Below are 14,461 nucleotides of genomic sequence, written 5' to 3' on the forward strand. Positions count from 1 at the left end.
TAAAATACTATTGTAGATTGAATTCATAGTATAGATCTAATGCGTTATCTAGGCCGCTGACGACTTCCAAATAAAATTTAGGGATTAATTGGTAACGCAAAGTTAATTCATTACTAGCAGCAAACATACCTCGTCCATATTTCACTTGCACACCAGGGAATAGGTAACCACTTACTTGGACCTGCGCATTGTCACCACTACCACTGGTCGATAAGCTCAGCTGTTTAATCCCAATTGTGTTTCCTAACTTCGTCACCAGTTCACCGGTTTGATTCAACCCGGTGCTAAGCAGCAGTGATGTAAGAACCGAACTATCCCCTTGACTACTGATCCCATGGCCACGCAGTAAATAGGAAAGCTGTTCGCTTTGCGCCATTAGCGGGTTAGAAAATAATTTCACGGTAAGGTGTTTAGGTGTTCCCACTGCCGTGACACCGACCGTTACATTGTCAGTCGTTTGACTCGGATCGCGGATAGCTTTGATGTTAATGATTGGAGTAGCTGTTTCGCCAGAAAAAGTCAGTGATCCTGATTGGATCTGTAAATATTGGCCATAGGCGATAAATTGTCCGTCTTGAAGATTAATCTGCCCAGTGGTTTGCATCGTTTGACCTGGACGTTGATTGACATTCAGTTTCCCTGTCAATTGACTGGTTAGACCAAATGCATTGAGATACAAGGCATTACCGAGATTAAGATCGACATTTATCGCTAGTGCTTGCCCTACGGGTGCAGTTTTGGGTTGGTCAACGATATGAACATCGGTTGATAACGACGTGGCAGATGTCGGCAATTTGGCCACTTTAATCTGCCCTTTATCAACTTTTACTGTGCCATCGATGCTTAATTGCATTTGATTAAAGCGCACACGTAACTGCGGAGAAACCTCTAGGTCAGCTGGTGGATAGTGCACGGGCAACTTATCACCGCTAAGCTTAACATCGGCGCTTAGCGCTCCACCTGCCCAACCAATGCGCCCTTGCCATGAAGCAAGATGCCCCGCACTTTGAAATTGCCCAGTCAGTTTTGCTGATTGCCCTTGGATCTGAATATCACTATTGAGATCAGCGACGGGCAATGGCAATTGCGGCCCTTCTAATGCGCCATGACGCAGTTTTAATTCACCATTAATCGTTGGATGACGGCTAACACCGGCAATACGAAGCTGTCCATCAATACTTCCCTGTAACAGGGTCAATGATTTAACAAGCGGCGCATAGGGTGCCAGTTGTAATTGCTTAACACGCAGTTGTCCTTGTAATGGATACGGCGCACCATGTTGTAAATCAGCTTGCAGCTGCGCAGTTAAATCACCCAGCTGCTTACTTTGACTGAGCAACTCGAACTGCGCATCGCCAGCTCTTGCCTGTGCATTAAGGCGCAAGGTTTGGTAGTGATATTGCTGAGATTGCTGATTACTGTTTGTAATCACCACACTCCCAGGAGACACTTGCAGTGCAAGACGACCTTGTGGGCGCTGCCCCACTTGCCAATGGACATTAAATTTTCCGTTAAGCGTCGCTTGCCAGCGCACTGATTGGAACCACAAACTAATGAGTGGCTGCAGCGCAAAACCATCCAGCTTTCCTGTCAATTGCCCTTGGGCAGGGCTAATAAGGGTTGGTTCGGTCAAACACAATTTCCCTTGCTGGGAATCGCGCAAACAGATTGGTGCCAAGGTCAGATGGGTTTGCTCAATGCTCAAGGTTGTTGGATGTGCTTGAGTCAATCGCCCTAGCTCACTATCAATGGATAGCTGTTGCAGCTGGCCGCTCCAATGCTTCAAGCTGCCTTGTCCTATCAGCGTGACTTGCATATTGCGTTTTGCTTGCTCGGCTTTTAAATGCAATTGCTGCTGCTCATTTCCCCGATAATCGGCACTTAGATTAACAGGCGACTGCGCGCCATAACGTCCGTCCTGTATCGTGAGATTAAAATGGCCACGTAGCGCTGAACTAAGCAGCATCTCACCTTGACTTTGCAAAGATCCCATCATTATCGGCTGCTCTTGCAAATGTAATTTTTGCGCCGCCAACTGCCAACTCAGTTGTGGTTGCTCAGTGCTCCCACTCAGGCTTAGCTCACCATGGAGCGTCCCCGCTGAAAACCACGGTAGTTGTTTTAACTGATTAAACGCCAAAGAGGCTTTTAACTGCAACGACTGAGTGATCGAGCCACTAACATCAAGCTGATTTTGACCTAGCTGGGCTTGCACATTAATGCGGTCTACTTGGCGATTTTGGCCGTGAGCCTTCAATTGAAGCTTCCATGGCTGATTTTGCCATTGTCCATGCAAATCAGACCCTGAGATACTCCAGAGAGATTGCGCAAGTGTGGCGGTCAGCTTGCCATTAATTTGTGGCAGTGATAACCCCACCCAAGTGGACAAGTCCAATTTCTGCGCATTAATGGTCGTTTGCAGCGCTAATGTCGATTGCCAGCTGAACATCCCATTGGCATTTAGCTGCCCGGTAGGGCTAGTTAGTTGCAGTTGAAAATGCTGCAATTGACTTTGATCACCCACAAATTGCCCTTGTACATTCAGCTGTTGTTGCTTGGCTTGCAACTTAGCACTGAGTTGTCCTTGATAACCGAGAAGAGAACCTTGCAGTTGCAATGCGCCACTTATTTGTTGAACAGGGGCTAGCCGAGCAGCTTGGCTTTGTGCGTGCAGCTCTAATTGAAACGGCAATGTTGGATTATGCCAGTTCAATTGCCCTTTTAACTGAGCATCTCCATCACCTTGATAAGCCGCGTTTATTTTCAAAGCCGTTGCGGGCCCTTGCCCGCTAAGCTGAAGCTTGCCAAGCTTCTGACGCTGAACGTTAAGATGAAATTGGCTATGAAACGGCGCCTTAAGTCCAAGGGTCAGAGCACCATCAACTTGCCCTTGATCGGTGTCTAACTTGAGCGCGACCACATTTAACTGCTCAGGCGAAACTTGGCCAGTCAATTGAAAATTAGCTACTTTCAAAGGTGTTGCCAAGTCAAGAGTCCCCGCTGTTGCAACAAGTTTGCGAATATCGATGCGATAGGGAATATTCAACTTTACCAATGCAGTAGTTAACGATTGGGTTAAATGAATCGATGTCGATGAAGCCGGCGCATTGGAAACAGAAACATTCATCGGTACTTTTTTCTCAGCAGAAGAAGTCGATGCAGTTTGATATGACCAATGATCCATGACGAAGCGCTGCACTTGGATCTGATCGCGATGCCACTGCGCCTGCAACTTTAATTGGCGCCAGGCCAACCGTTCGTCGGCAATCATTAAATGTACCTGCTGAAGGTCAACACCTTGCAAGAAAATCGGCCATGGTGGCAGCCAAGCTGCGCTTGATGAATGCGACGATTGTGACTTAGATGATGCAATTGGATGCCATTGCACATCCAAGCGTTTCACCGCTATCTGACGCATACAAATTTGGCTGCGTAGCAAACATGACCAGCTCATATCAACAGTCAAGTCACGTGCCGCCACGTGCATATCAGCCGTTTTATAATCGACTGAACTAAGGCTTAACCCGCTAAGTAGCGAGCCATTGATGTTGCCAATGGTTAAACCCGGAACATACTCGCTGGCATAACGCAACAACGCGCGGTTGGCTTGCGGACTTGCTAAAACAACCAGAAGTAGTGTGATAAGTACCGCTAATATTGGGAGTAAAACTCGTAAAATTCGCCATAACTGCTTCATAAATCAGGCCCTAACGAAAAGTGAATTCGCCAACTATCGCTACCATCAACTAATGGTTTGGCCAAATCAATACGTACTGGCCCTATTGGGGTAAGCCAACGAATACCGACCCCAGTGCCAGCATACAAAGGCTGACTAAAATCATTCGCTGCCGTTCCTGTATCGTAAAACAAGGCAACTCGCCACTTTTGCGCAAACTGATAATCATATTCAACACTGCCCGTCAGCAGATACTTCCCACCAACCAATTTGCCCGCGCTGTCTTTGGGTGAAATAGTCTTATAACCATAACCACGAATACTTTGATCGCCGCCGGCGAAAAAACGCATTGAAGCAGGGACGTCATCAATATTATTGACGATAATCACCCCACCGGTGGCTCGAACAATCAATCGATTGCGATGATAACTGCGTAGCCATTTAGTCGTCGCTTTGATCTTGGTTAACGCCACATCAGAGAACCACAATGGACTGGAGACCTGTGCAGTCAATTGCTGCGAATCTCCCCAATATGGGTCAGCTTGTGGACCGAGCGAGCGCAATCGACTCACACTGAAACCGGGCATAAACAATAAAGTCGACGCGTTTTGACTACCTTGTCGGTAATCTTCATAGAGTGTTTTAAAAAAGATTTGTGGTGTCCAGATGGAGCTCCAATCCCATTGCCGCAATAGCGTAATGAGGTGCGTCCGGCTATCAGTGTCATTATCCACCTGACGGTTGTAGCCCGTTTGCAGTGCGACAAAATCACTAATTGGATTGCCAATAGGGATGCGATATTCCGTTTCAATGGTTTGTTCAAGTTTAGAGGCTTCAATGGAGGCGTTAAATTGATGACCATAACGGTTCACCCACGGGTGGTTCCATTTTAATTTGCCTTTCACCCCTTGGTCGGTCGAATAGCCTAATCCGACCCCAAAAATATTCGCCGGTTTGCGCTCCAATGACACTTTGATATCAATCTGCCCATTATGGCGTTGTTCCAACTCTGGAGTCACTAGTACCGAGCGGAAGTAACCCGTTTGATTTAAAGATTGACTAAAATCTGCGACTTTTTGCGCGGTGTAAGGTTGTCCACTTTTAAATTTTGCAAGATCTCGCACCAGCGGTATCGCCATATTAGCTTGTACAAAATCAAGCCGACCAAAGCGGTAGCGCTCACCACTATCATACTGCAAAATGATATCTGCTTGGTGCTTGGCCAATGTGACATTAACGCGACTTTTAATAAAATGCCCGTCGAAATATCCATGGCTGCTGGCGTAGTTATCAATAGCTGATTTAAGCTGCTCATAATCTTCGCTATTAAATACGCCACCGATTTGAAGGGGGTATTTAGTGCGAAGAGCCGCAAAATCAGAATCAGATTTAATCGCGCCGTTTACCTGCCAATTTAATCGATGGATCACCACAGCTTTGCCCGGATTTAAATGCACCCGAACTGAAAGATCTTGATCATCTCGCTGGACTTGGACCTGATTCTCGCTGGTAAAATAGCCTAGGGCCTCAAGCGCCTTATTGGCTTGTTCCTCGCTGCGGCGGCGGATAAGCTCAAGACTATCGTTTATGCTAAGCGTTTGACTTTGTAAAAAGGCTTCAACATTTGTCCGCTGTGCTTTGTTGCCACCGTCAACATTATATCGCACACCGGCCCAAAGCGGTGCCGATACCAACCAAACAAGCAACGCTACTCTGCGCAACTGAAATTCCTGATATAATGAACATTCATAATCATATTGTTACAGAGTTTTTGAGTTGATGATAGAAGAACATCGCCATACAGATTGGCCCAAACCCGTGATTGCATTAGCTGGATTCAGCGGCTCAGGGAAAACCACTCTTTTGTGTAAACTGTTGGATCAGTTGACCTCGCAAGGCTTTAATGTAGCAGTCATTAAACATAGTCATCATCAGGTTGAATTAGATCAACCTGGTAAAGATAGTTACCGCTTAACACATAGCGGCGCCAGCCAACTGTTGCTGAGTTGTCCCAATCAAGCCATCTTGTTTCATGCACAAACACAGCATGATGATATCAATAGCCAGCTGCGCTTATTAGACTGGAAAAGTCTAGATTTAGTCATCGTAGAAGGCTATCGCCACAGCAACATAGCAAAGTTAGAAGTGCATCGCCCCGAACTAGGCAAACCGCTATTGTGTCTCGATGATCCTGATATTTTTGCCCTGGCCTGCAATCAACCGATGGAGCAGGTAACCTGTCCGGTTTGGCCATTGAATGCTCCGGATAAAATTGCCCAGTTGCTCATCAATTACTGTTTTGGCGATACATTGACCCATGATCACGGTGACTGACAGAGCACAATCAATAGAGCCTATTAATTGGCGCGAAATAATGGCAGATGAAACAATTAATGGGTGACTATAACGAGGAGCTCATCTTATCTAAAAAACGCTGCATTGCCGCAACAGTTGCTTCACTGCAATGATGTTCAATACCTTCGGCATCACTGAGAGCAGTATCTTCTGGGACACCTAAAGTCAGTAAAGTTTGCAACACCACACCATGGCGCTGAGAGACTTTTAGCGCCATTTGCTGGCCAAATTCAGTGAGAAAGATTCCTCGGTAAGGGCGGGCCTCCACCAATCCATCGCGTTTAAGGCGAGTAATCACTTTAGATACGGCCGCGGGGCTAACGCCAAAACGCAGCGCCAGATCACTGGCTCGCGCCTCGCCCATATGAGCATGCATATGAGCTATCTCTTCAACATAATCCTCGACTAGTTCACGCTGATGATCTTCTTTAACTCGTTGAAAGTGTTGGTGTTGTGACACAACAATTTACCTATTTGATTATTATATTTATTAAGCAAGGGTATAAAATAGCACATAGACATTCAGGATTATAATTAAACTGCAAATTGCACCGCCAATGACCGTCAACCAACGTTTGTTCACTAAATTACCCATTAAACCTTTATCCGCGGTAAACGTCAGCAGTGGGATCAGCGCAAAGGGAATACCAAAACTTAATACCACTTGGCTACCCACCAATGCTTTTTGTTCTGAGATCCCCATGAAAATGACCGCAATGGCTGGCACCATGGTCACCAAACGACGAACGCTAATGGGGATCGTAAATTTCACAAAGCCCTGCATTAACACCTGCCCTGACATCGTTCCGACAATTGATGAAGATAAACCGGCTAATAGCAGTGCAAAACCAAAGATATAACTGGCTGCATTACCGCCTAACAGCGGCGCTAACAATTTGTAACTTTCACTAATGGTTACCACCCCCTCATACCCATGACGATGAAATGTTGCTGCTGCCAATGCCAATAGGGCAATATTCACTAGCCCTGCTAATGCCATCCCAACAATGACATCCAAGCGATAAAACCGCATCAATTTGTGACGATCGCTATCATCTTTGGCTTTAACCCGATGTTGCGACAATGCCGAGTGCAAGTAGATGACATGCGGCATAATCGTCGCGCCCAATATCCCGGTTGCCAGATACACCGCGTAATTATCAGGAAATTGTGGCACCAATAATCCGTGCAACATGGCTCCAGTGTCGGGTTGGCTTAAAAATAATTCGGTAAAAAAGCCTCCTGCAATCGCCATAATCATAGCCCCGATAATGATCTCCATCACCCTAAAACCATATCGTTGTAGTTGCAATGCGGCATAAGTCACAATCCCAGTGAGGAGAGCGCCTTGCATCATGGATAAACCAAATAATAAGTTAAAGGCTAGCGCTGCACCTAAAAATTCAGCCAAGTCGGTCGCAATCGCCACAACTTCGGCTTGAATCCAGTAAACCCACACCAGCGGTCTCGGATAGCGTTCGCGGATAACCTCTGCCAAATTTTTCCCAGTTGCAAGCCCAAGCCGTGCTGAAAATGTTTGGATCAACATCGCCATAATATTTGCCAGTAAGACAACCCAAAGCAGCACATAACCATAGCGTGATCCCGCTTCGATATTGGTCGCAAAATTTCCTGGATCAACATACGCTACAGCAGCAATCAGCGCTGGTCCAAAGAGCGCCATCCAGCCGGTACGCCCGCCTTTGCCAGAAAGTGTTTTATGAGCCAGAAGTTGTATTGATGAATCTGATATTGACCGCAGCATGATGAATAATCCAACAAAGTTAACCATGGTTAACAATATATACTAAAGTTAATCTAATTCAATGGGGTGCCGAATGATTAAAAAAAGCGCAGAGCTAAAATCAGTCTTTATGCACGTTCAACTCATATTAAATTATTTAATAACTTATTGATTTAAAATAATTAATATAAATAACTATTAGAGCATTAACAGGCTGAATGGGATCATTGGAAATTTCCGAATAGTGTAATAAGTAGAACCTATGGATAGATGTTGCTCCTCACAGCAAGCGAGGAGCTAAGGTGAAAATGATGCTTAACAGGTTTTATGTATTGATGCTTGATAGATCGAGTCAATCGCGGCTTTCAGCAAACCATCAAACTCAATATCATCTTGCTGAGCCCGAAGATCTTGCAACAACGCACGGCTAAACGAAGCAATTAGACCTGGACAAGATGTCAATTTTTCATTGGCTTCATCGCGTGAATATCCCCCCGACAGAGCGACAACACGCACCACATGCGAATCATCACGCAACCCATCATAACAATGAGGATCAATTGGAATTGACACTTTAACCATGATCCTTACGGCTGGATCCAGTTGCGCCAGATGCCGTTTAAATTCTTCGGCCAAAAGTTTTTCTGAGTGGTCTCTATCCGGCGCAGTGATGGTACATTCGGGTTCTAAAATCGGGACCAAACCATGCCGCGCGATTTGCATCGCTATATCAAATTGCTGATCAACAATGGCTCGAATACCCGCAGGATCGTAACTATCGATCACCGAACGCATCTTGGTGCCAAATACGCCATGGGAAACGGCTCGTTCAAGCGTTGCATCTAAATCAGCAATCGGCTTCATTAACCGCACGCCACTTTCTGGTTCAGCTAACCCTTTATCACATTTTAAAAATGGCACAATATGCTTGCGCTGCCACAAATATTCAGCGCTTCCTAAGCCATCGATGCTGCGATCCATGGTGTCTTCAAATAAAATTGCCCCCATGATCTTCGATGTATCAAACTCTTTTGAGGTAATAACACGAGTGCGCATCGCGTGCACTAGTTCAAACATTTTGGCTTTATCGTGAACACCATCCTGAGTGTATACGGACTCGTCAATGCCGTATCCCTTAAGCGCTTTAGGGGTAGAGCCTCCAGATTGGTCAAGTGCTGCGATGAATCCCTGTCCATGGGTTGCTTGGTCAAGCTTTTGTGAATCAATGGGATGTAGAACAGTCATGATGTTGTCTCCGTATGTTAGAGAACGAGTAAGGTATATTGAAGGTTGAATGTCATTCAATAAAATCGAAGCATCACACTTACTAAAGATATATTTGTAAAATGACGCATATATCGGTGATAAAAATACAGATCAACCCCGTTTTTATATCCTGTCTTTTGTTGCGAATTCAATATACATCAATCACCACTATACCATGTTGGCCCAGCTTGCCAATTCATCTCATTAAGCGATTACACGACCGATAAATTAAGAATGATTCGCAATTCCCCCTTGACCTTGTAGTGCACTTTAAGATTTACAATTAACAATCGCAGTAACAAACGGAACAAAATTCATGTCAGGAGGAATCATCATGCAAACGCTTTATTCAATTGGCCAAGCATTTGTCAATTTGTGGTTAGATGCCGCTGCTTGGCTGGTGCTCGGATTGATCGTAGCGGGTCTACTGCAGACATTATTGCATAGTGATAAACTCGCGCAGCACCTTCGCGGTGATGGCTTATGGCCAGCTATCAAAGCGGCCTTATTAGGGATGCCATTGCCCCTTTGTTCGTGCGGAGTCATTCCCGCAGCCATTGGGCTTCGCCGTGCTGGAGCTTCAAAAAGTGCCACAACCGCCTTTTTAATCTCAACCCCAGAAACAGGTGTTGACTCTATTGCAATCTCTTACGCGCTGTTAGGTCCGTTTATGGCGATTATTCGTCCTATCGCCGCGGTTTGTTCTGCCATTGTAAGCGCTGCACTCGTCTTACTCGAATCTAATCATAGCCAAGCAACCACACCAACAAAAACACCTTGTCATGCACAATCGAGTTGCTGTTGCCATGACCATGGTACAGAGTCGGCCACATCCACAAACCAAGGCCTTATCAAACGCTTATGGCAGGGGCAACGCTACGCTTTTAGCGAATTACTTGAGGATCTGTCAGTGTGGTTATTGGTCGGATTATTGATATCAGCGATTGTTGTCACCAAAGTGCCTTATGATGCACTCGCTGATATCAGCCGTGGTCCATGGGCGATGATTATCATGGCGCTGATTGGCGTTCCCATGTATATCTGTGCATCAGCGTCTACGCCATTAGCGGCAGGCTTAATGCTCGCGGGGGTCTCTCCTGGAGCCATTTTAGTCTTTTTGCTAGCAGGTCCAGCAACGAATGTCGCCACATTAGGCATGGTACACAAAGAAATGGGCTGGCAAACATTGATAAGTTATTTAGTTGGCGTTATCGGTGTAGCAATAGGGTTTGGTTATCTGACCAACTGGTTAGTTGATCTATGGCAGATCAATATCCAAAACGAACTTTCCAGCAGTCACAACTTGATGCCCAGTTGGCTTGCCGCAACTGCAGCAATATTCCTAGCGATTGTCGTACTCGTTGATCTGTGTCGAAAAGTTCGCAGTTTGTTGTCTGCCCATCATCGTCATAGCCATGATGGGCATCATCATTAAGAAGGGAGCTTCGCCCCGATCACTTTAGCCATATACGCTCGCTCGGCTTGTTTTTGCCGAGCGGTCAACATCTGCCCATAAAGCGCGCTTTGGATAGCCGCAAAGGACAACTGCTGCGCATCTTGATGGCTTTCACACCAGAGCAAATGCACGCCCATTGGCGATTCGACCGGGTCACTCACTTGGTTATCGGTTAGCTCAAATGCAACCGCTTCTAATTCAGGATACAACTGCCCTTTCTGTACCCGGCCCAACACCCCACCTTGTAACGCAGAAGGGCACTCTGAGTGGCGCATTGCCGCATCGGCAAACTGCGTTGGATCGGCGCGTAACTGCGCGGCCAGTGTATACATCCATGGCCATACTTGTTCAAGGGTATTTTCCGCTAAATCATCATTAATAGTGCGTAAAATATGCCGCAAAACGCGCTGTTCTGGCTGTACAAATTGCTCAGGGTGCTGTTGATAAAATTCCATCAGTTCACTTTCAACCGGAGGCTCAACTTGTTCGCGCACATGGGCCAACACCCGATCCGCTTTTAAAGCTTGGGTTAAACTCTGTTGCAATAGCTCATCATCAAGTTCTAGCCAATCGCGGGCCTGATGATAGTCATTCATTGAGGGAAACTGTGCAATCAAGGTTTGTTCAGCCATCAATAGCTCTTCAGATGTAACCGGATGAGCACTTTGACGAGCGACATAGCCTTCAATCCATTGTGCTTTGGTCAAATGAGCGAGTAGCTGTTGCTGTTGTTTGGACGACAAATCCTGCGGCAAACAATGATAATCTTCAATCGCGCAGCGCAAAAGGGGGTAGCGTATTTTAGCTTGAATGGTATTAGTTTGGTAATTCATCAACTGTCTCTAGCAGCGTTTCGGCAATACTATAAAGCTTATCATTTCCAAAATTAACGTGATAGTGCACCGGCGTCGATGAACGATCTACTTTTAGGATCTGACCATGCGTCCCTTGCCCCACTCGCAGCTCACCCTGCACGCTCAGCGCGCACTTCACCCGCACTTTTTGGCGAAACTCAAATAAACTCGGCTGCCACGGGTCATCGGCAGCGATTAATTCACTTTCGCGCACCCCAACCGCGTAGCCATAATCGGCAAAGAAAACGCTATAGATCAGTTGCGTTTGCAAAAATAATCCCACTTCAAGAACTTGGCCAATACTCCCTTTCGCCACTAATAGATCGCCTCGGGTCGCGCCCGCAAAACTACCATCATTATAAATCCGTCGCACCACCCGAACCGCCGCATCAATCGCAAACTTAGCTCGCTCAGATTCATTGCTCATTATCACTCTCCCACAAAGAACTTAAAACAACTCGGCTAGGCCGCAGCCGCTGATAGACAGCAAGGGGCGAATGTTCACCCAGCGCGGGTTGCGTTTGCCGCTGATATGCCTGACCCAATAGTTGCGCTGCAAGTTGGTAAGCTGGCGCACCAGCAGCCGGCTCACTCATTTGTGACAGCGCAATGTGAAAATCTTTCAATATATGCAGTTCGCGCCCCGCTAATAATTCGGACTGATACGCCACCGCAAAAAAATCTAAGAAATCCCGAGCACTCGCCAATGACGTAACCCCGGGTATCTGCTTAAACCACTGCATTTAAACCTCCACTGAGTCCGGTGAGCTGTGCATAAAGCATCAATAATTCATTTTCATTAACAACCCGCTTGGCTCGTTCAGCTACCAACCTGATTTGCTCTAATAACGCCAATGATTGTGCCTCATCCAATTCAATGCCTAATTTCGCATAGGCCCATTGCAAAGCATGTCGTCCCGAGTGTTTACCAATAACCAATTGATGCTGACGACCCAATAGCGCCGGATCAATCCCTTGATAGTTATGAGGATCTTGCAACATGGCAGCAACATGGATCCCCGACTCATGAGTGAATACACTCTCACCAACTAATGCTTTATCTTGTGCAATAGGGCGATTTGCCGCAGCACTGACCAAGTGGCATAACTCCAGAATTTGGGTAAGCTGATAATGCTCAGGCAACTGCCCTGATTGATGTAATACCATGAGGATTTCTTCAAGAGGGGCATTGCCAGCTCGTTCACCGACACCTAATACCGTGGTATTCACACTCCCTGCCCCCGCTTTAATCGCAGCCCAAGTATTGGCCGTTGCCATACCCATATCATTATGGGCATGCATCTCAATAACCAACGTTGTGTGTTCTTTTATAGTCCGAATCCACTGCTGGGTAGTAAAAGGATCTAATACACCCACCGTATCGGCAAAACGCAGTCGCTTCGCCCCCGCTCGCTCAGCAATTCCGGCCAGCGCTAATACCTCATGGATATCGGCCCGAGAACCATCTTCTAGTCCCACGCAGACATTGAGCCCCAACTTAATGGCCTGGCTGATCCGCGCTGCCAATTGTTGTTGTAACTGTAAATAGCTCAAGTGCAATTTAAAGTGCCGCTGCTGCGCAGATGCTGGGATAGAAATGTCAACCCAATCAACCCCCAGTGATGCTGCCACTTGGATATCCTCAGCAAGCATGCGGCACCATACCATCATGCTCACTTTCGGACATTGCTCACGAATAAACCGAATATCTTGCTGCGCACTCGCCCCCATCGCCGCCACACCCACTTCTAACTGTTCCACACCGAGTGCGACTAATTGAGTAGCGATTTGCAGTTTTTCACGGCGACTAAAAGCCACCCCGGGGGCCTGCTCGCCATCTCGCAAGGTGGTGTCATTGATTATCACTGGGTTATCCATAAACACCTCGTTTAGCCGAATGATGGAATAAATGCACTCTTGGCGCTTTGTTGTTGCTGCCAATAGGGCGAAATAGCTCGCAGTCGTTCGATAATGCCCGGCAGAACTTCGATCACGCGATCAATCTCTTTTTCTCGGGTATAACGTGACAGGGCAAAACGGACACTGCCATGTGCAGCCGTTTGCGGAATACCCATCGCCCGCATCACATGAGATGGCTCTAATGAGCCAGAGGTACAAGCACTACCACTTGAAGCAGCAATTCCATATTGATTAAGCATCAACAAAATAGCTTCGCCTTCAACATATTCAAAGGCAATATTTAGTGTATTCGGAGTGCGATGCTCAACATCGCCGGTCACTAAACAATGTGAGATTTGCTCGGTCAACCCTTGCTGCAATTTATCCCGCAAGCGTGCGGTTTCTTCAGTCAACATTGGCAGATGGATCTCAGCGAGTTCAGCCGCTTTACCCAGCCCGACAATCCCCGTGGTATTTTCTGTACCAGCGCGCCGACCCCGCTCTTGGTGCCCACCTCGCAGCCACGGCCGATAGCGACAACCGCGGCGCAAGTAAAGCGCACCGACACCTTTGGGCGCATGAATTTTATGTCCGGACATCGATAACATATCAATGGCACTGTCTTTTAGATTAATGGGTATTTTACCTAGCGCTTGTACGGCATCAGTGTGAAATAAAATGCCATGCGATTTCGCCAGTTGCGCCATTTTTTCAACCGGAAACACCGTCCCTGTTTCATTATTGGCCCACATCACACTGACCAGTGCCACCTTGTCACTGAGCAACTGCTGATACTCATCCATCGCCAGACGTCCTTTGCTGTCGACCTCTAAATAGTGCACTCGATAACCTTGCTCGCGCGCAAGATATTCACAAGCAGACAGGATGGCCGGATGCTCTACCACCGTGGTAATGATCTCACGGCGAGCTGGTTGTGCAGCCACTGCCGAGTAAATGGCCGTATTATCTGACTCACTGCCACACGAAGTGAATATCACCTCACTGTCGTATTCGGCACCAATCAATGATTGCACCTGCTCACGCGCGAGCGCAATGGCACTTTCAGCTTCACCACCAAATTGATGAATAGACGAAGGGTTGCCATAATGCTGACAAAAAAATGGTGCCAATGCATCGAATACGACAGGGTCAACGCGAGTTGTGGCGTTGTTATCAAGATATATTCCAGACATAATTCTCTCCTTGTGACG

At 46.7% G+C, this 14,461-nt stretch carries 12 protein-coding genes; 2 read left to right on the forward strand and 10 right to left on the reverse strand.

Translation table 11 applies throughout. The features are described 5' to 3' along the window. Positions 1-7 precede the first annotated feature (7 nt). A complete protein-coding gene (gene tamB / locus ABUE30_RS04135; protein WP_408622396.1) occupies positions 8-3,697 on the reverse strand; it encodes an autotransporter assembly complex protein TamB in 3,690 nt (1,229 codons plus the stop codon). Beyond that, entirely contained in the window at positions 3,694-5,397 is a 1,704-nt protein-coding gene (gene tamA, locus ABUE30_RS04140; protein WP_408622397.1) for an autotransporter assembly complex protein TamA, read from the reverse strand. Before tamA ends, tamB begins: the two co-directional genes overlap by 4 nt. 58 nt (positions 5,398-5,455) lie before the next feature. On the opposite strand from tamA, the gene mobB reads away from it, so the two are divergent. Then, the gene (mobB, locus tag ABUE30_RS04145; RefSeq protein ID WP_408622398.1) at positions 5,456-6,010 is read left to right on the forward strand and encodes a molybdopterin-guanine dinucleotide biosynthesis protein B; all 555 of its coding nucleotides are present in this window, start codon (positions 5,456-5,458) and stop codon (positions 6,008-6,010) included. 67 nt (positions 6,011-6,077) lie between these two features. Here the strand turns inward: mobB and mntR are convergent, their stop codons facing one another. The 3 genes from mntR to ABUE30_RS04160 all read right to left on the reverse strand — a co-directional run bounded on the left by mntR (position 6,078) and on the right by ABUE30_RS04160 (position 9,002). Further along, complete coding sequence (gene mntR, locus ABUE30_RS04150) at positions 6,078-6,491, reverse strand: manganese-binding transcriptional regulator MntR (RefSeq protein WP_408622399.1); 414 nt, start codon at positions 6,489-6,491, stop codon at positions 6,078-6,080. Positions 6,492-6,521: 30 nt separating this feature from the next. Then, positions 6,522-7,715, reverse strand: a complete 1,194-nt coding sequence (locus ABUE30_RS04155; protein ID WP_408622538.1) for an Nramp family divalent metal transporter — start codon at positions 7,713-7,715, stop codon at positions 6,522-6,524. A gap of 375 nt (positions 7,716-8,090) precedes the next feature. After that, positions 8,091-9,002: a fructose bisphosphate aldolase gene (locus ABUE30_RS04160; RefSeq protein ID WP_408622539.1), complete on the reverse strand. Its 912-nt coding sequence runs from the start codon at positions 9,000-9,002 to the stop codon at positions 8,091-8,093. Between the two features lie 373 nt (positions 9,003-9,375). Here ABUE30_RS04160 and ABUE30_RS04165 point away from each other — a divergent pair, with 373 nt between their 5' ends. Beyond that, positions 9,376-10,476 carry an SO_0444 family Cu/Zn efflux transporter gene (locus tag ABUE30_RS04165; protein WP_408622400.1) on the forward strand — a complete coding sequence of 367 codons (1,101 nt, stop codon included), beginning with the start codon at positions 9,376-9,378 and terminating at the stop codon, positions 10,474-10,476. Here the strand turns inward: ABUE30_RS04165 and nifM are convergent. From nifM to nifS, 5 genes are read right to left on the reverse strand one after another with little or no spacing between them, the layout of a single operon-like run. Beyond that, positions 10,473-11,330, reverse strand: a complete 858-nt coding sequence (nifM, locus tag ABUE30_RS04170; protein ID WP_408622401.1) for a nitrogen fixation protein NifM — start codon at positions 11,328-11,330, stop codon at positions 10,473-10,475. The genes ABUE30_RS04165 and nifM overlap by 4 nt on opposite strands. Next, on the reverse strand, positions 11,314-11,778 hold the full coding sequence (locus ABUE30_RS04175) for a nitrogen fixation protein NifZ (protein WP_408622402.1): 465 nt from the start codon (positions 11,776-11,778) through the stop codon (positions 11,314-11,316). The genes nifM and ABUE30_RS04175 overlap by 17 nt, the downstream gene beginning before the upstream one ends. Next, on the reverse strand, positions 11,768-12,094 hold the full coding sequence (locus tag ABUE30_RS04180) for a nitrogenase-stabilizing/protective protein NifW (RefSeq protein ID WP_408622403.1): 327 nt from the start codon (positions 12,092-12,094) through the stop codon (positions 11,768-11,770). Before ABUE30_RS04180 ends, ABUE30_RS04175 begins: the two co-directional genes overlap by 11 nt. Further along, positions 12,081-13,229: a homocitrate synthase gene (gene nifV, locus ABUE30_RS04185; RefSeq protein WP_408622404.1), complete on the reverse strand. Its 1,149-nt coding sequence runs from the start codon at positions 13,227-13,229 to the stop codon at positions 12,081-12,083. The genes ABUE30_RS04180 and nifV overlap by 14 nt, the downstream gene beginning before the upstream one ends. A gap of 11 nt (positions 13,230-13,240) precedes the next feature. Next, positions 13,241-14,443: a cysteine desulfurase NifS gene (gene nifS / locus ABUE30_RS04190; RefSeq protein WP_408622406.1), complete on the reverse strand. Its 1,203-nt coding sequence runs from the start codon at positions 14,441-14,443 to the stop codon at positions 13,241-13,243. Between the last annotated feature and the right edge of the window lie 18 nt (positions 14,444-14,461).

The organism is Celerinatantimonas yamalensis (assembly GCF_046054155.1).
In the GTDB taxonomy this organism is placed as follows: Bacteria; Pseudomonadota; Gammaproteobacteria; order Enterobacterales; family Celerinatantimonadaceae; genus Celerinatantimonas; species Celerinatantimonas yamalensis.